Annotated in this window: 11 protein-coding genes and 1 other annotated feature; of the genes, 5 read left to right on the forward strand and 6 right to left on the reverse strand. The window is 47.6% G+C overall.

Annotated features, from left to right (window positions below):
* Nucleotides 1-310: 310 nt before the first annotated feature.
* The 4 genes from NSQ55_RS24425 to NSQ55_RS24440 all read left to right on the forward strand — a co-directional run bounded on the left by NSQ55_RS24425 (nt 311) and on the right by NSQ55_RS24440 (nt 6,261).
* Nucleotides 311-1,042: an ABC transporter ATP-binding protein gene (locus tag NSQ55_RS24425; protein ID WP_339174594.1), complete on the forward strand. Its 732-nt coding sequence runs from the start codon at nt 311-313 to the stop codon at nt 1,040-1,042.
* A complete protein-coding gene (locus NSQ55_RS24430) occupies nt 1,039-2,088 on the forward strand; it encodes an ABC transporter permease (RefSeq protein ID WP_339169509.1) in 1,050 nt (349 codons plus the stop codon). Before NSQ55_RS24425 ends, NSQ55_RS24430 begins: the two co-directional genes overlap by 4 nt.
* 57 nt (nt 2,089-2,145) lie before the next feature.
* On the forward strand, nt 2,146-2,835 hold the full coding sequence (locus NSQ55_RS24435; protein ID WP_339169511.1) for a TetR/AcrR family transcriptional regulator: 690 nt from the start codon (nt 2,146-2,148) through the stop codon (nt 2,833-2,835).
* Nucleotides 2,836-2,916: 81 nt separating this feature from the next.
* Complete coding sequence (locus tag NSQ55_RS24440) at nt 2,917-6,261, forward strand: SNF2 helicase associated domain-containing protein (protein WP_339169512.1); 3,345 nt, start codon at nt 2,917-2,919, stop codon at nt 6,259-6,261.
* Nucleotides 6,262-6,334: 73 nt separating this feature from the next.
* Here the strand turns inward: NSQ55_RS24440 and NSQ55_RS24445 are convergent, their stop codons facing one another.
* From NSQ55_RS24445 to NSQ55_RS24465, 5 genes are all read right to left on the reverse strand, one after another.
* Nucleotides 6,335-8,215 carry an exosporium glycoprotein BclB-related protein gene (locus NSQ55_RS24445; RefSeq protein ID WP_339169514.1) on the reverse strand — a complete coding sequence of 627 codons (1,881 nt, stop codon included), beginning with the start codon at nt 8,213-8,215 and terminating at the stop codon, nt 6,335-6,337.
* A gap of 430 nt (nt 8,216-8,645) precedes the next feature.
* Nucleotides 8,646-9,056, reverse strand: a complete 411-nt coding sequence (locus NSQ55_RS24450; RefSeq protein ID WP_339169516.1) for a hypothetical protein — start codon at nt 9,054-9,056, stop codon at nt 8,646-8,648.
* Nucleotides 9,037-10,161: a collagen-like protein gene (locus tag NSQ55_RS24455; RefSeq protein ID WP_339169518.1), complete on the reverse strand. Its 1,125-nt coding sequence runs from the start codon at nt 10,159-10,161 to the stop codon at nt 9,037-9,039. The genes NSQ55_RS24450 and NSQ55_RS24455 overlap by 20 nt, the downstream gene beginning before the upstream one ends.
* A 21-nt stretch (nt 10,162-10,182) precedes the next feature.
* Nucleotides 10,183-11,991, reverse strand: coding sequence for a hypothetical protein (locus tag NSQ55_RS24460; RefSeq protein WP_339169520.1), 1,809 nt, complete (start codon nt 11,989-11,991; stop codon nt 10,183-10,185).
* Nucleotides 11,992-12,036: 45 nt separating this feature from the next.
* A complete protein-coding gene (locus NSQ55_RS24465) occupies nt 12,037-12,396 on the reverse strand; it encodes a hypothetical protein (RefSeq protein ID WP_076305676.1) in 360 nt (119 codons plus the stop codon).
* Between the two features lie 249 nt (nt 12,397-12,645).
* Nucleotides 12,646-12,864: a binding site (T-box leader), on the forward strand.
* 40 nt (nt 12,865-12,904) lie between these two features.
* Here NSQ55_RS24465 and argS point away from each other — a divergent pair.
* A complete protein-coding gene (gene argS, locus NSQ55_RS24470; protein WP_339169524.1) occupies nt 12,905-14,770 on the forward strand; it encodes an arginine--tRNA ligase in 1,866 nt (621 codons plus the stop codon).
* A gap of 58 nt (nt 14,771-14,828) precedes the next feature.
* On the opposite strand, the gene NSQ55_RS24475 is transcribed toward argS, so the two are convergent.
* The gene (locus NSQ55_RS24475) at nt 14,829-18,173 is read right to left on the reverse strand and encodes a cellobiose phosphorylase (protein ID WP_339169525.1); all 3,345 of its coding nucleotides are present in this window, start codon (nt 18,171-18,173) and stop codon (nt 14,829-14,831) included.
* Nucleotides 18,174-18,214: the final 41 nt, after the last annotated feature.

Below are 18,214 nucleotides of genomic sequence, written 5' to 3' on the forward strand. Positions count from 1 at the left end.
TTTGCCTTTCATTCAAATCATCTCTATATACATAGTAAAAGGACATGTTGAATTAACAAACGTCAATCGGGATTAAGCTAATACTGTGGGATACCTTTGTATAAAATATATGGTTTACAATTCCTAACTTTTGATGCAGAGTAATGAGTGAGTACTCACTCATTATATAATTAGAGTGTTTAACTCAATGCAGTTCATCACCATCACCATCACCATCACCATCACCATCAACACCTTCTACACCTTCTACACCATCTACACCTTCACCTCAAGCAAGTATCCCAGAACATTCAGAATCGAGGAGATAAACATGGGTTCAGAGGTTCCAGTTATTTCAGTGAGCCATGTCGGGAAAGCGTTTGGAGAGAAACAGGTGCTCGAGGATATTTCGCTTCAAGTGGAACGTGCGGAAACCTTTGGCATATTAGGGCCATCGGGCTCAGGAAAAACAACATTAGTGAAGCTGCTTACAGGTATCGATGAGGTAACCTCCGGCGAGGTGAAAATACTTGGCGTGACGATGCCGAAGCTGACTATGCTGCAACAGATTGGGTATATGGCCCAGTCTGATGCCTTGTACACGGAGCTTAGCGCGAAGGAGAATCTGGAGTTTTTTGCAGCGCTATATGGACTAAAGGGGGAGCAACGCTCCAAACGCATCACATCCGTAATGGAGATCGTTAATTTACAAGATCATTTAAGAAAAAGAGTAGACCAATACTCCGGCGGGATGAAACGCCGCTTATCATTGGCGATCGCGCTGCTGCATGAACCGCCGTTGCTTATTCTTGATGAGCCTACAGTTGGCATAGATCCGGTATTGCGGCTATCCATCTGGAAGGAACTAAAAGCGCTGAACCAGAAAGGCACCACTATTGTGCTGACCACGCATGTCATGGATGAAGCTGAAAAATGTGACCGGCTCGGAATGATCCGTGATGGCAAGCTGCTTGCTGCCGACACGCCTGCCGGACTGCTGCAAGCCACCGGTTCAGCTTCTATTGAAGAAGCCTTTTTATATTATGGAGGTGTGCGTTCATGAGAATCCGAGCGATCACCTTAAGGATTTTGCGACAGTTTATTCATGATAAAAGAACGATGGCATTAATGTTCATTGCACCACTCCTCGTTCTAAGCTTAATGAGCTTGGTCTTCAACGGTGACGCCTATGAACCCAAAATCGGTGTGTCCGGTGTACCTCTAAATATGTCAGCTGCGTTAAAAGCACAAAATGCCACCATCAAAGAATATGCCAGCGCAGAGCTGGGAAAAGGCACTTTAGTTGAAGGAAAAATTGACGCTTTGATCACTTTGAACGGAACCGCCGGAGATTCGCAAGTTACGCCTCAAGTGCTGCTAGAAGGTAGCAACCCTACAGCCAACAAGGCAGTAATCATGACGCTGCAACAAATCTCCCAGAAGCTTCTTCCAAGCACAAAGAAACACTTACAGCCGCAGATCAGCTATCTTTACGGTTCTGAGAATATGAAGACGATCGACCGTTTCGGTCCCATTATGATTGGCGTATTTGTTTTCTTTTTCGTATTCTTGATTGCAGGTGTATCCTTCTTAAGGGAACGAACCACAGGCACGCTTGAACGCCTACTTTCGACTCCATTGAAAAGATGGGAGATTGTGATGGGGTATGTATGTGGTTTCGGCATATTTACCGTTTTTCAGGCGCTATTGATCTCATGGTATTCCATACAGATTCTTGGCATTATGATGACAGGCAGCTTTGGTTACGTGTTGCTGATCACATTGCTCCTATCGATGACAGCGCTGACGTTGGGCACACTGCTGTCGGCTTTTGCAGCCAATGAGTTGCAGATGATTCAGTTCATTCCACTCATTATAGTGCCACAAATCTTCCTCAGTGGATTATTCCCGCTCGATACCCTTCCACTGTGGCTCCAGCGCGTTGGCCTCGCTACACCGATCTATTACGGATCAGAAGCTCTGATGGACATTATGGTCCGTGGCAAAGGATGGAGCGCAATTGCACTGGATGTCTATGTACTAATAGGATTTTCGCTGCTATTTATGCTGCTGAATGTATTGGCACTGCGCAAGCATCGCAAAATGTAACTTCACAAAAACTATTATCATTGAAACAAAATGAATCAAGCATGGAGGGCTATTGTAATGAAAGAGGAAGTTTCTAGGGAACAAAATATAGAAGAGCAGTGGATAGAAGAGCTGCTGACCCTTGGCAAAGACGAGAAACTGACACCGAAGCAGATTTCTATTCTACAAGCGGCGATTGAGGTATTCTCCGAAAAAGGATACTCTGCGACTTCAACGAGTGAAATTTCTCAGAAGGCGGGCGTGGCGGAGGGAACGATTTTTCGCTATTACAAGACTAAAAATGATCTGCTGCTTGCCATAGTAGGTCCTACCATGAGTCGCATGCTTGCGCCTTTTGTGCTGCGGAATTTCAACGGCGTGCTTGATATGCCCTACGACAGCTTTGAGGAGTTCCTGCGGGCATTTATGATCAATCGGCTGGATTTCGCCCGCAAGAATTTTAAAATTCTTAAGATTCTTATTCAGGAGATTCCTTTTCAGCCAACAGTTAGAGCGCAGTTTGTAGAGAATATTCTTAGCAAAATACTGGAGCGCGTGATTGATATTGTTGAACATTTTAAGGAAAAGGGTGAAATCATAGAGGTGCCTACACCCACACTTATACGCTTCACACTCTCATCTGCCGTAGGTTATTTGATGAATCGCTTGCTGCTGCAGCCAGATAAGGACTGGAACGACGAGGAAGAAATCAACCTGACGATCGCTTTTATCATGCATGGAATAAGTAAAACAACACCCCCTATTTGATGCGCACGCCCGTTCTGTTATCATAAGTACTATATTAAATTCGGGCTTTTCAAGATCAAGTTATGAGGAAGGAATTATGTTATGGGCTTTAGTGTATCAGAACGGGTAATCAAACTGCTGTGCGGCAAGTCTATTTTTGAAAAAGGATTAGCTTATTACCAAACTGAAAGTGTCGATATAATTGAAGTTGAAGAATACAATGACTCCATTCCAGATTTGCCCCGCTCTCGATATGAAGCCATTGTTCAGGGGGCGATCGACTATGAAGTTATGGTGGTCATTGATATTGATGGGGATGTCCAGGCAGAGTGTAATTGTCCAGCCTACTCCCATGGGGGGCCATTCTGTAAACATATCGCGGCTGTGCTGATCAACGTTGACGCCCTTAAAACTGGCCGAGATCGTACAGAGCTTACCGGAGCTTCGCACCTGTCTTCTATAGAAGATACTGAGATTCTAACCCCACGTATTTTTACAGATACTGAGCAAGACAACGGGGGAAAGTCCAGAGATCAACAGCTCGTGAGCAGCCTACTGGGGATGTTCAGCAACCATACACCGCGTCCTAGCGGTACGGGGGCTTTTGTAGATAACAGACTTCCTCTAAATATAGAGTTTACATGCAAGCCGTTCACTTATAGTTACAGCCACACCATGCTGGGTATAGAAATGAAAGTCGGTCCAAAACGTCTATATATTGTTCAGAAAATAAGGGGATTTCTAGAAAGTGTACACCGCGGAGAATCCTTTGAGTTCACGAAACATTTTATCTATGATCCTGCCATTTACAGCTTTCGGAAGGAAGACAATGTTGTTCTACAGAAGCTGATTGATATTGTATTAAATGAAAAAATGTACCGCGATAACGTCACTCCTTACTCACCTTATGGGGGAAGTATTGGGGGAGATCGTTTGCTGGCCGTCCCTCCTTTTTTCTGGGAGTCGCTTCAGCCTGCGCTTTCAGAGATCTCTTCGGTATTTTTGCAACAAGAAGAGGTGCTGTACGAAGGCATCCACGTGTCCAATGAGGCGCCTCCACTCAGCTTTGAATTTGAACAGGCAGAAGAGGATGGATATCATCTGGATATTCAAGGACTTGAGCAGATTTCGGTCTTAGAAGATTACGGGATAGTACTGTCGGAAGGTAAGTTGCTGAAGCTATCCCCTCAAGAATGCATACGCCTTGCTGAAATGAAAAAAATGCTGGATTCCTCCCGCCGAAATGGTATCGATATTGCCCCCGAGCAAATGGAGTCTTTTATGGACAAGGTTATTCCTGGTCTGAAAAAGCTGGGCAATGTCCATATCGCCGACTCCATTGCGGATCGAATTGTTCAACATAGGCTTATCGCGAGGCTTTATCTGGACCGTGTGAGAGATCGGCTGCTCGCCGGACTAGAGTTCCAATATGGTGACATTGTGATCAACCCTTTAGATGAAAAAGCCCATGTTCGCGGGACGAATTTGATTCTTTTGCGAGACGGGGAGGGAGAAGCCCGCATTCTGGAGCTGATGGAACACGAATCCTTCGCTAAAACTGAGGGCGGATATATTATGACAGACGAAGAGGGCGAGTACGATTTTTTGTACCATACCATTCCGCTGCTGGAACCGCTGCTTTCGGTCTATGCGACCTCCGCAGTCAAAGCAAGACTGTTTACGAGCACTACACCCCCTAAGGTGAGCATTAGTTGGAATGAAAAGACGGACTGGCTTGATTTTAAATTCGATATGGGGGGGATTCCAGAAGCTGAGATTGTTATGGTTCTGAAATCCCTGCAGGAAAAACGCAGATACTACCGCTTGCCTGATGGGGCCCTGCTACCACTGGAGAGCGAGGAGCTTCAAGAAATCATTACCTTTATGAATGATATAGGCATCCGGGAAGGTGAGATCAAAGGGATGGAATTTTCTCTGCCCGTTGTTCGCGGGTTACATTTGACCTCCACGGATGCTAAGAGTGACTCCATTAAGCTGGGCAGATCCTTTAAAAGGTTACTTGCGAACATGCGGAATCCTGAGAATCTTGATTTTCCTATACCTGACAGTCTGGTTCCTGTGCTAAGGGATTATCAACAGTATGGGTTTCAGTGGCTGAAGACGTTGGCCCATTACCGTTTTGGTGGTATTTTGGCGGATGATATGGGGTTAGGCAAAACGCTGCAAAGTATCGCTTTTCTCCTGTCAGAACTTCCAGAGATCCGCCAGAATGGACTGCCTGCCCTAATTGTCGCTCCTGCGTCTCTCACTTATAACTGGCTTAATGAGCTTAAAAAATTCACGCCAGAGATCAAAGCTGTCATTGCAGACGGTAGTCTAATTGAGCGCGGGCGGATTTTAAAAAATACAGCAAAAGCTGATGTAATCATCACTTCTTATCCGTTGCTCCGCAGAGATGTTCAGCTGTATGCTAAAAAGTCTTTTCATACTCTGATTCTCGATGAAGCACAAACTATAAAAAACCATACTACACAGACAGCCCAAGCTGTAATGGCGCTTCAAGCCCGGCACCGTTTTGCACTTACGGGTACTCCCGTGGAGAATGCGTTGGAAGATTTATGGTCCATTTTCGGCACCGTGTTCCCTGGGTTGTTTCCAGGCAAAAAAGCTTTTCATGATTTACCAAGAGAAACGGTTGCGAAGCGGGCGCGTCCCTTTTTGCTGCGGCGCTTAAAGAGTGATGTGTTAAAGGAACTTCCGGACAAAATCGAATCCGTACAAGCATGTGAACTGCTGCCGGAGCAAAAAAAGTTATATGTAGCTTATCTCGCCCGTTTGAAAAAAGAGGCGCTTAAGCATTTGACCCAAGATAGCTTCGGCAATAATAATCGGATCAAAGTTCTGGCGGGACTAACTCGTCTGCGCCAGTTGTGCTGCCATCCTGCTCTTTTTGTCGATGGATATGAAGGAAGCTCTGCTAAATTCGAGCAGCTGCTCGAAATCATAGAAGAATGTCGCAGTTCGGGTAAACGTATGTTAGTATTCTCACAATTCACAGAGATGCTCGGCCTGATTGGACGTGAACTAGGATATCAGGGCATTCCATACTTTTATTTAGATGGTCAAACGCCTGTTTCTCAACGAGTAGATTTATGTAATAAATTTAATGAAGGGGAGCGGGATATTTTCTTAATCTCCTTAAAGGCCGGCGGGACTGGGCTCAACCTAACTGGGGCAGACACTGTAATCCTTTACGATCTTTGGTGGAACCCTGCCGTCGAGCAGCAAGCTGCGGATCGGGCTCACCGGATTGGGCAGAAAAATGTAGTGCAAGTAATTCGTCTCGTCACCCAAGGCACCGTAGAGGACAAGATGTATGAGCTGCAGCAGAAGAAAAAGAACTTGATTGATGAGGTCATCCAGCCAGGTCAAGAAAGCTTGTCTACCCTCACAGAGCAAGATATCCGGGAGATTCTAATGATCTAAATAACAATATTGGAGAAAAAATCAGGATATCCTGCAGCCCATAGGGCTATCGGGATATCCCTTTTTCTTCAGATTATGCGATTGTAACTCCTGCACTAGCATAGCCAGCAACAGTTGTTGCAACGTCAATGCCAGCCGTGACCGTCGAAGTGAAGACCAACAGCAAGCGTTCTCCCACAGTTACAGGGATGCTCAAACCTGTGGTATTACCACTGCTAATAGTTCCAAGAGCAATTAATCCTGTAAGCGGAGGACTTAACGTAACTAAAGCCCCAGGTACTGCTGTGAAGGTATTGTTAGGTGTAGTAGATCTGTATAATTGAGCCGTGATTGTTACCGTAGACCCCACTAAACTAACGGAAGCTGTCGCACTAAAATAGGCTGCCATAGACGTAAGCGTTCCAGTTCTAGGAACCGAGAACGCAAAGTTCAGCAAGGTTCCAGCCGCTCCGGTGAGATCTATAGTACCGCCTGTAATACTGATATTGGTTGCACTGCTACCAAAACCAACTGCACTTGAAGTATTCAAAAGCCCCCCTAATACAGTGGTCATTGCTACTGGAAGACCAGAAGAATATGGAATAATTGCACCTGAACCAGTAGCACCTGTTGCTCCAGTTACACCAGCAGTTCCTGTTGCTCCAGTTACACCAGCAGTTCCTGTTGCTCCAGTTACACCAGCAGTTCCTGTCGCTCCCGTTGCTCCAGCAGTTCCTGTTGCTCCCGTTGCTCCTGCAGTTCCTGTTGCTCCCGTTGCTCCAGCAGTTCCTGTTGCTCCGGTGGCTCCAGCACTTCCTGTCGCTCCCGTTACGCCAGCAGTTCCTGTCGCTCCCGTTGCTCCAGCAGTTCCTGTCGCTCCCGTGGCTCCAGCAGTTCCTGTCGCTCCCGTGGCTCCAGCAGTTCCTGTCGCTCCCGTGGCTCCAGCAGTTCCTGTCGCTCCCGTTACACCAGCAGTTCCTGTCGCTCCCGTTGCTCCAGCAGTTCCCGTTGCTCCCGTTACGCCAGCAGTTCCTGTCGCTCCCGTTACTCCAGCAGTTCCTGTCACTCCCGTTGCTCCAGCAGTTCCTGTTGCTCCGGTTACGCCAGCACCTGTCGCTCCCGTTGCTCCAGCAGTTCCCGTTGCTCCCGTTACACCAGCACTTCCTGTCGCTCCCGTTACACCAGCAGTTCCTGTCGCTCCCGTTGCTCCAGCAGTTCCTGTTGCTCCCGTTGCTCCAGCAGTTCCTGTTGCTCCCGTTGCTCCAGCAGTTCCTGTTGCTCCGGTTACGCCAGCACCTGTCGCTCCCGTTGCTCCAGTGCTTCCTGTTGCTCCCGTTGCTCCAGCAGTTCCTGTTGCTCCGGTTACGCCAGCACCTGTCGCTCCCGTTGCTCCAGTGCTTCCTGTTGCTCCCGTTGCTCCGACGCTTCCTGTAGCTCCAGTAGCTCCAGCACCTGTGGCTCCCGTTGCTCCAGCAGTTCCTGTCGCTCCCGTTGCCCCTGCACTTCCTGTCGCTCCCGTTACTCCAGCACCTGTGGCTCCGGTTACGCCAGCACCTGTCGCTCCCGTTGCACCAACGCTTCCTGTAGCTCCAGTAGCTCCAGTAGCACCTGTAATTCCTATATTTTCTCCATATAATTCAGAGTAGACAAGGCGGTGAGCAGTCACTAATTGACCTGTGCTGCTTTTCCCCCAAACTGAAATTTGAATGGGATCATCAATCATAATTGGTGTTGTGAATAAAAATTCAAATGAATCAAAGTTTGCATAATAATCATTAGTAATTACTTGATTAGGAGCTACATTAACCAGCTCACTTACATATAAAGTTCTTGTCCCATTCATATAATAACCTTCGACTTGAACTGTTGACGGAGTGTCATCGCTCTGATTGACAATTTTAAGAGTAACAACCTGAGTAGGTCTTACACCCCCTACCAGATTATTTTCTATGGGACCAGTAGATAGTTGACTCAATTTTCAACACCTCATTTTGTATAGATTTTAAAATACTCGTATTATTTGAATTTCAAAAATCAAATCAATCGAACAAGATTCTCCTCAATAGCTTTGTATAAAATGTGTTTTTATCTATAATCATTCCTCCCACCTACTCTAAGTTGATAATCTATGAGCCTAGAAAATTAGTTCATATTTTTTGGCTCTTTATAGTATTATTCTTGTTTTGAATTAAGGTGTGGACATCCATTTAAAAACTACTATTACACATATTTGATTTATTAAAATAAGCTGAAAATCCGTACTGGTTTAATAGAATAAGAATCTAATAAGCAACATTCCAGTCGACTTATAACATATGCCAACAAAACAGGGGGTAACCCGAGAGCCACACTAACGGCTACCGAATTACCCCTGTTATAAACACTGAACTTGAAGATAAATAAGCTTAAGTTAATTCATGAACAGACCAGACGATACCTGCTGAGTTCGCTCCACCCAAATTCAAAGGAACCGTCAAACCATTTGCCACATAGAACAAGCCAATCACATCACCTGCGGTTAATGCAAATTCTCCAGCCAGCGTCACAGTACCACTTCCCAAAATTGCTCTCAAATCTAATATAAGTGCAACATTCACATCAAGTACTGGGAACAACCCACTTACCAGATTTGTTGCAGTAGGAGAAGTTCTCTGAACTACGAAAGCCGGATTAACTCCAGCACCAAGACTGATAGAAAGTGAGGCAGTTGTAGAATAATTGATAGTCGCTTCAATCGAATATCTACCAGTTGTCGGAATGGTATAATTTCCGCCAACTTCGTCGAAAGACGGGCTATCATAAAAAGGTGTTGTCACAGTCCAGCCAGTTAATTGTGTAGATGTGGAAATTGCCAATGAGGGCTTGAAAGCAGAAAACCCTTCTTGTTGAATGTTCGGACCTGTAGCTCCAGTTACTCCGGTTGCACCTGTTGCACCAGTGAGCCCAGTTGCTCCGGTAGCTCCGGCCACTCCAACTCCTGTTGCTCCAGTTACACCAGCTACTCCTGTTGCTCCGGTTACACCAGCTATTCCAGTCGCTCCTGTTACTCCCGTTGTTCCCGTTACTCCAGCTACTCCCGTTGTTCCCAGTGTTCGTTACTCCAGCTACTCCTGTTGCCCCCGTTGCTCCTGCTACTCCAGTCGCTCCGGTCACTCCAGCTTCACCCGTTGCTCCGGTTACACCAGCTACTCCAGTCACTCCGGTCACTCCCGTTGCTCCCGTTGCTCCGGTTACACCAGCTACTCCAGTCGCTCCCGTTGCTCCAGCTACTCCCGTTGCTCCGGTCACCCCTGTTTCACCCGTTGCTCCGGTTACACCAGCTACTCCTGTTGCTCCCGTTGCTCCCGTTGCTCCCGTTGCTCCTGCTACTCCAGTCGCTCCGGTCACTCCTGTTTCACCCGTTGCTCCGGTTACACCAGCTACTCCTGTTGCTCCCGTTGCTCCTGCTACTCCAGTCGCTCCGGTTACTCCTGTTTCACCCGTTGCTCCGGTTACACCAGCTACTCCTGTTGCTCCCGTTGCTCCCGTTGCTCCCGTTGCTCCCGTTGCTCCTGCTACTCCAGTCGCTCCGGTCACTCCTGTTTCACCCGTTGCTCCGGTTACACCAGCTACTCCTGTTGCTCCCGTTGCTCCCGTTGCTCCTGCTACGCCAGTCGCTCCGGTTACTCCTGTTTCACCCGTTGCTCCCGTTGCACCCGTAGCACCAGTCTCTCCTGCTCCAGTTGCTCCATCTGCTCCGGTTGCTCCTGTTGCACCTGTAGCTCCATCTGCTCCTGTTGCCCCAGTCTCTCCTGCTCCGGTCGCGCCGGTAGCACCCGTTGCACCAGTCGCCCCCAGTTTCTCCGTCTGCTCCTGTTGCCCCTGTCTCTCCTGCTCCGGTCGCTCCCGTTGCTCCTGTTGCTCCATCCGCTCCGGTTGCACCAGTCGCCCCCGTTGCACCAGTTACTCCGTTTGCTCCTGTAGCTCCAGTCTCTCCTGCTCCGGTCGCTCCCGTTGCTCCGTCAGCTCCCGTTGCACCAGTCGCCCCAGTTGCTCCATCGACTCCAGTCGCCCCAGTTTCTCCATCGACTCCAGTCGCCCCAGTTTCTCCTGCTCCGGTCGCTCCGGTAGCACCCGTTGCTCCTGTTGCACCTGTAGCTCCATCTGCTCCTGTTGCCCCAGTCTCTCCTGCTCCAGTCGCTCCCGTTGCTCCGTCTGCTCCCGTTGCTCCTGTTGCACCTGTCTCCATCTGCTCCTGTTGCCCCAGTCTCTCCTGCTCCGGTCGCTCCGGTAGCACCCGTTGCTCCATCCGCTCCGGTTGCACCAGTCGCCCCAGTCTCTCCTGCTCCAGTCGCTCCCGTTGCTCCGTCTGCTCCCGTTGCTCCTGTTGCACCTGTAGCTCCATCTGCTCCTGTTGCCCCAGTCTCTCCTGCTCCGGTCGCCCCGGTTGCTCCGTCTGCTCCCGTTGCACCCGTTGCTCCATCCGCTCCGGTTGCACCAGTCACTCCATCTGCACCTGTTGCACCTGTTGCCCCAGTCTCTCCTGCTCCAGTCGCTCCCGTTGCTCCGTCTGCTCCCGTTGCTCCTGTTGCCTCTGCTCCGGCTCCATCTGCTCCTGTTGCCCCAGTCTCTCCTGCTCCGCTCCGGTTGCTCCCACTCCATCTGCACCTGTTGCACCTGTCTGCTCCCCCGGTTGCTCCGTGCTCCCGTTGCACCCGTTGCTCCATCCGCTCCGGTTGCACCAGTCACTCCATCTGCACCTGTTGCACCTGTTGCCCCTGTCTCTCCTGCTCCGGTCGCCCCGGTTGCTCCGTCTGCTCCCGTTGCACCTGTAGCTCCATCTGCTCCTGTTGCCCCAGTCTCTCCTGCTCCAGTCGCTCCCGTTGCTCCGTCTGCTCCCGTTGCTCCTGTTGCACCTGTAGCTCCATCTGCTCCTGTTGCCCCAGTCTCTCCTGCTCCGGTCGCTCCGGTAGCACCCGTTGCTCCATCCGCTCCGGTTGCACCAGTCGCCCCCGTTGCACCATCTTCGTTTGCTCCTGTAGCTCCAGTCTCTCCTGCTCCGGTCGCTCCCGTTGCACCCGTTGCTCCATCGGCTCCTGTTGCACCTGTAGCTCCATCGGCTCCTGTAGCTCCAGTCTCTCCTGCTCCGGTCGCTCCAGTTACTCCATCCGCTCCGGTTGCACCAGTTGCACCTGTAGCTCCATCGGCACCTGTTGCCCCAGTCTCTCCTGCTCCAGTCGCTCCAGTCGCTCCAGTTGCTCCATCCGCTCCCGTTGCACCAGTCGCCCCAGTCACTCCATCTGCACCAGTAGCTCCAGTCTCTCCTGCGCCGCCGGTCGCTCCCGTTGCTCCTGTTGCTCCATCCGCTCCCGTTGCACCAGTCGCCCCGGTCGCGCCGGTCGCGCCAGTTATTCCTTGCGTTACACCAAGCAATTCTGCATGTACAAGTCGATGGGCAGTCACAATCTGGCCAACGCTATTTTTTCCCCATACTGAGATTTGAATCGGATCATCTACCAGACTTGTAGTTGTAAAAATAAATTCGAACGCATCAAAATCGCCATAATAATCACGTGTTATAACTTCATTAGGTGCTACATTTATCAGCTCGCTTACATATAAAGTTCTTGTCCCATCCATATAGTATCCTTGAACAAGAGCCATTGATGAATCAATGTCACTTCGGTTATCAATTTTGACAGTAACATGCTGAGTAGGTCTTACACCCCCTACCATACTATTGTCTATCGGTCCGGTAGATAAATAACTCAATTTCTCATCACTCCTTTAACGTTAACTGTGTCACAAAAATAATTATTAAATTAATACTGCCTGCTTCTCCCACGCAACTATGCGATGAGGATCTACCAATGCCCCCGAGTTCTGTTTTCCCCAGACTGAAATCCCAACCTCTGCTTCAACTGCTTCTAATGTTGTAAACACAAATTCAAATGCGTCCAAGTCGGCAAAATAGTTCTTAGTTAAAACTTGATTAGGTGCTAGATTTACTGTTTCATTCACATACATCGTTCTTGATCCGTTAAGAAGGAAACCTTGAATAACTAGATTATAAGGATTAAGAGAATCCCGATTAACTACTTTTACGGTTACCAGTTGCGACGGTCTGACCCCTAGGATCGGGCTGTTATCTATAGGTCCAGTAGAAAAAATAGCCATGTTTTATTCACTCCTCCCTTCCACTACAAATTGAAAGATTAGTGGCTCCGTATAGTAATATTCCTTGGCTTGAGTTAGCGTGTGGACTGTTGTGCAAAGGAACAGCTAGTCCTATAACAAGACATCCTTCTTTTTCCAAATTTATAATCTACTAAACTGATAATCTAACAACAAAGAGCAACCAAGATTGTTAAGAAGCTAACCACTATTGCTTTTTATGAAATATTAGGTATACTGGTAAAAATTAATTAAGCATCGATGAGCGGGAGAGTAGTTAACGAGATCTAGTCCTCAGCGAGCCGGGAGAGTGTAAGCCGGTACAGATCCCTTTAATGAAGCGCACCCGTGAGATGGACTTCTGAACCTTAGTAGGAAGTCCCGGCTGAAGGCCGTTATCCCGTAAGGTGGCTGAACAACTTGTTCAGCAACGAGAGTGGTACCGCGAGCGCTAAAGCCCTCGTCTCTTTTGAGACGAGGGCTTTTTTGTATTTTCAAAGGAGGGTATACCATGTTAAATCAAATCATCAAAGACGGAATCGAGCACAGTGTACAACGTGTATTCAATACGTTAGGAGCTGACTATCCAGAGGATATTGCCATTCTGATCGAACAGCCAGCAAATCTAGAACATGGTGATTATTCATGCAATATTGCTATGCAGCTAGCCAAAACTCTACGTAAATCCCCAATGGTCATAGCAGAATTAGTGAAAGCAGAGCTTCAATTCCAAGGGCGCTTCGCCGGTCTTTTACAAAAAGTTGAAGTCGCTGCTCCCGGATTTATCAATTTGTATATGAATTGGCAAAGCTGGGCTGAACATTCCTTTGAACTGCCTGCCAGCACTGGCGAAAAAGTCATCATCGAGCACACTTCTATCAACCCCAACAAAGCTGCTCACGTAGGTCATCTAAGAAACGCCTGTATCGGCGATACTCTAGTCAAAATTATGAAAAGAACTGGGTATAACGTAGAGGTTCATAACTACATTGATGATCTCGGCAATCAGCTGGCGGATACAGTTGTTGGATTATTAAATATACCTTTAGAAGGGAAACACCAACGTTTCGGTGATTTTTGCTGGGATCTTTATGCCAAAGTGAACAAAGAATATGCGCTGAACCCTGAGATGACACACAAGCGCACAGATATACTTCACTCCCTTGAACTAGGGGGCGGTAACGAAGCCTGGCTGGGCAACCTTGTAGCTGAACGCATCGTTAGAGAGCATGTAGAGGAAATGAAACATTTTGGGATTTATTATGATTTGCTGGTATGGGAGAGCAGTATTTTAAAAGAGGGATTTTGGGCAGCCGCAGCTGAGCTACTGAAGCAGACAGCCGTTTTTGTACAAGAGACTGACGGTAAACTCGCAGGCTGCTGGGTGCTGAAGCAAGGAACAGAGGCTAACATTGGAGCGGATTCAGAGGAGCATCAGCTCGATAAGGTGCTGGTGCGTTCGAATGGGATTTTAACGTATACAGCCAAAGATATTGCCTATCATCTCTGGAAATTTGGTCTTTTGACCAAAGATTTCTCCTATAGCGAATTCTCGTCCGGTTTATGGACAACTGGATTAACTGGAACCCAAGAATCTTATGGGCAGGCGGACAGAGTCATCAATGTGATCGATTACAGACAGGAATATCCACAACAGATGGTTAAGCAAGCCTTAGGGGCACTAGGTTATAACGAGCAAGCAGACAAACTCCATCATGTGAGCTATGGTGTTGTATCTCTTAGTCCCGCTTCGGCGGCCGAGCTGGGTATAGATATTTCAGAAGGCAAATCTTCTTATGCTATGTCCGGACGTCAGGGAATCGGGATTAAGGTAAGCGATCTGGTGGAGCTTATGGAACAGAACATTGAGCACTCACGTTCCGATAAAGACGGCCTCTCCAGCCGATTGATTGCCACTGCTGCGATTCGCTACTATCTGCTGCGGTTTAATTTAGGAACGGAAATCGTGTTTGATTTCAAACAGGCTACCGAAATATCCGGCAATACCGGAGTTTATCTGATGTATACTTTTGCGCGTGCGACAAGCGTTTTGAGTAAAGCTACGATCCCAATCCTTACAGCTGCCGCACAGCTTCAGTTCCCTTCCGAATTGGAAAAAGCAGAGCTTGCGCTGCTAAGACAGCTAAGCCTCTGGCCCGAGATATTACATTCAGCAAGTATAGAGTTAACGCCAAATACGCTCTGCACTTACGCACATACCTTAGCTACACTGTTCAACAACTTCTATTCTGCATGTCCGATTCTAAAAGGCGATCCAGCTACGATCGAATTCCGCCTCTGGCTCACTTCAAGATTCAAGGACATCTTGGGAGATGTGCTCGAAGTGCTTGGGTTACCGACACCGAGCCGAATGTAAAAAACACAAAAAAAGCAATCTCCGCGCTTAACGCGGAGATTGCCCTTCTATATATATGTTACTTATAAATCTCTATCACATTTCCAGCTTCCGTGCTGAGACGATCAAAGTCCGCACGTTTGATGCGAACACCGCCGTTACGATAGCGGTTAGGTGTACCTTCTGTTTGCACTTCCGTACCGTTGATAGTAATTTGACTAATCTCACGGCCTGTAAGGTGATAGATAAAGTCTACCTTAGTGCCTGCATATTCAAAACTAAAGTGCATTCCATCCAGCGATTCCGGCAGAATAGGGTCAACAATTAAGTCTCCACCTTCCGTACGGATCCCCAGTGCATTCGAGATTAACTGGTTCATATAGATCCCAGGACCGCTGGAATAGATTCTCCAGCCACCTTTAACAGCTACGTCACCATTGCGCAGTTTATCGAAATTCTCCTGTGCCTCATAACGGGTGTTAAATTTACCATCCGAGCTACTGAAATAGGAGTTAGCTTGACGTAGTTCAGCGTTTGGCACCACATCGCGGATTCCGATCGGATTAATCGCTGCCAGACCCTTCCAGACCTGATCGGTTTTACCGAGCTTAGCCATAGCCTCTACATAACGGATATGTGCATGCACATACTGAAGTCCAATTTCCCGGCCAAAGTTAGCCGCTTGCTCCGCACGTTTGAAATGAGTGCTGACCCCGCCAACATATTGAGCTGGACGATTCATCAGACGCACACCGTCAGGGCAGAATAGTTTATCCTGAATGACATCATAGTGTGCTTCGGCCTGTTCCGGAGTAAGCAGCTCACTGATCATACTGCGCGTCATAGGCAGCAGACGGTACTGAATACCTGTTTCTGTGTCACTTGGGTGCACCATAAGTTTAATTTGCTCAGGGTCTTCCATATACAGGAAGCCAGGAATCACTTCGGATTGAAGCATATGAGTATGGAAATCCTTACGGATCCCTTCCACCATCGCCTTCAGTTCCTCTGCCTCAGCTTGATCAACTGAACGAAGTACCTCTGAGAACTGATTAAGTGTCTGATAGGTAAGTGCCACTGTCCAACTGCTGACCATATACTGCTTCAGCTGTGGATTTGCAGGCTGGAGCGTATCATCCCAGTCTCCATCACCGTAAGAAGACAGATGTGTGTCATGCAGGAAATGATCCTTAATATAAGCAATTTCCTTCCGTGCGTGATCCAGCAACGTCGCCTTTTCTTCTGTAAAGTCAAAGCTGTGCTTACGGGTATACGGTACTGTTGCTCCCAAGATGCTGTAATCCTGAGTTACTGCCAAGTAGTCTCCAAGCACCTTAAGCGGCCATACAATAATATCTCCATGACTTTCTTCTTGTTGTATCTTCGTGTATTTATCAAACATGAACCACTGTGGCCAGTTGCCATCATCTTCATATTGATGACTATACAGCGTCAGCAAAATTTCCCGAACCTGTTCGTATTTTTGCGTAGCCATGAAATATTCCACAGGTCCCTGACATACATCCCGGGTTCCCCAAGCAGCGCCACCATATTGCTCTAAACCATGTGGAACCGAATAGTGAACCAGCATGTTATGTGTGTACCACCAAGTCAGAGCGTTAACCTTAAACAGTTCACCTTCTGTTCCGTCCCCAAGCGTCAGGCGGAAGCCATTCATCACACCAGCATAAAACGCGCGATAAGCAGAAATTTCTTCCTCAGCTGAACGATTTCTTGGAGCAAGTGACTTACCATCCAGAAGCCCTTGAATATTCAAGGTCCATTCACTGCTGGCAGACAGCTCCAGAACTGCTAACGGCGCTTCAGTTGGTTGAACAGGAGAGACAAGTCTACCTTCATCCTGCAGAGTTAACTCCGCACCCTGTACCTGTAATTTATACTGTAAGTCAGGATATTCACCAGCACTTAGTGCGCTTCTGTCAGCCGAGAAGATTACTGCTCCACCTTCTTGCTTAGATTGATATGGAAGCTCGTATTCATTAACGTTCATAGTGATTTGATTAGTGACTAAATAACGATAAGCTCGTCCGCTTTCCGAACGCACATTCAGGAATATCTCTGGCGAATCTTCGGTGGTGTAGTTCGTAATAATGAAGCATTCACCATCTGTTCTGTAATACCAACGAGCATAGTTGAAACCAACCTCAAATAGAGAAGGCATGGTCAGCAAACGATATTCACCGTTCCACTCTACATAAATGCGTTGTCCTGAAGCTTTTGGAATGTTAAGCGCATTTCTTGGATTGGACATTAGCTTGTTGAAATTGGTATTTCCAATTACCACTTGGGAGTTAAAGATCCCGTACATATAAGAAGTTGTTGTGATGACCTTATCATTAAGTCGAGCGTTATCCCCACTCATCAGGATATGGCCGTGTGGCCGTTCTACGCGCATTTCTTTCTCTTTTAATACTACGTGCTCATAATTCTCCGTGAAAAAGGAAAGTAGTGTGTCTCCTTCTCTCTCCTCCTGATAACGAACCGGAAACAAGACCCCGATCTCTTTCTCTGTCAGCGAATCTGCAGCCAGCGGTGCTCCCAGCTCCTTCGAGAAGAAAGAACGTTCAAGTGCTGCTTCAGCTTCTAAAGGTAAATCTTTAACAGCATCCCAAGCCGCAGCAATATCATTAGCAAATTCTAGGGCAGTGATCGCTTCTGGATGATCTTGCTTAAACAATCCGTAGAACACAAACCGTGTTTCCCCGCTCAGCTTCACCCGTTCCGATTGCAGCGCAGTATATGCGAATTCATATTGATAGATCTCATTACTTAATTGCTCACGACCCAAGCTCTCTGGTTGGTTGGTTTCTTTATAGGACAGTCCAAAGAATTGAAAACCGTCTGTTGAGAAGCTTGTTGCCTTGGTAAGTGAACCCTGTTGCAGATATGGGAATTTCCCGCCCTGCGGCTGATTCTGTCTAGAGCAAACAACGTACCCGTTGGATTGATCCTCAAATACCGCATGATCGATATACTGTGACAGGTAAGCTTCATTACTGCGGACAGCAGCGATATCAGCAATCCCTACATCCTGTCCGTACACGAGATCTACCTCTGCATTTTGTCCAGTAAGCTTCACATCCCAGAACCAAGCTCCTCCTGCAGTAGGGGTGAAAATAACTTGATATTCAATATTTTCCGCAGTACCTTCCCAAACCAAACGGTTTCCAGCCTTACGTACAGTGCTTGAAGAATGAATGCCCAGCAAAGGAATGGCTTGGATGTTTCCATCATTGTGCACCCGCAAATATAGATTGGATAATGAACCATCCACAATGCTTGGCAGCAATTGATTGATCATTGTCCGTTCGTAGAGGACTTGGAACAAGTCCCCGCTGTTTGTAAAAGTGAAGGATAGATCCCCGGCGTTTAAACGGATGTTAGTATTCAAATTAGTAGTCATATTATACACTTCCTCCATTACGGCGTTACTGCCGTATATAT

The sequence above is a fragment of the Paenibacillus sp. FSL H7-0943 genome, from assembly GCF_037963265.1.
Taxonomy (GTDB): Bacteria; Bacillota; Bacilli; order Paenibacillales; family Paenibacillaceae; genus Paenibacillus_AQ; species Paenibacillus_AQ odorifer.

Excerpts from the sequence above, each read along its gene's own strand:
- argS (WP_339169524.1), top strand. The coding sequence starts at position 12,905 with ATGTTAAATCAAATCATCAAAGACGGAATCGAGCACAGTGTACAACGT.
- NSQ55_RS24465 (WP_076305676.1), bottom strand. The coding sequence starts at position 12,396 with ATGGCTATTTTTTCTACTGGACCTATAGATAACAGCCCGATCCTAGGG.
- NSQ55_RS24440 (WP_339169512.1), top strand. The coding sequence starts at position 2,917 with ATGGGCTTTAGTGTATCAGAACGGGTAATCAAACTGCTGTGCGGCAAG.
- NSQ55_RS24435 (WP_339169511.1), top strand. The coding sequence starts at position 2,146 with ATGAAAGAGGAAGTTTCTAGGGAACAAAATATAGAAGAGCAGTGGATA.
- NSQ55_RS24425 (WP_339174594.1), top strand. The coding sequence starts at position 311 with ATGGGTTCAGAGGTTCCAGTTATTTCAGTGAGCCATGTCGGGAAAGCG.
- NSQ55_RS24475 (WP_339169525.1), bottom strand. The coding sequence starts at position 18,173 with ATGACTACTAATTTGAATACTAACATCCGTTTAAACGCCGGGGATCTA.
- NSQ55_RS24430 (WP_339169509.1), top strand. The coding sequence starts at position 1,039 with ATGAGAATCCGAGCGATCACCTTAAGGATTTTGCGACAGTTTATTCAT.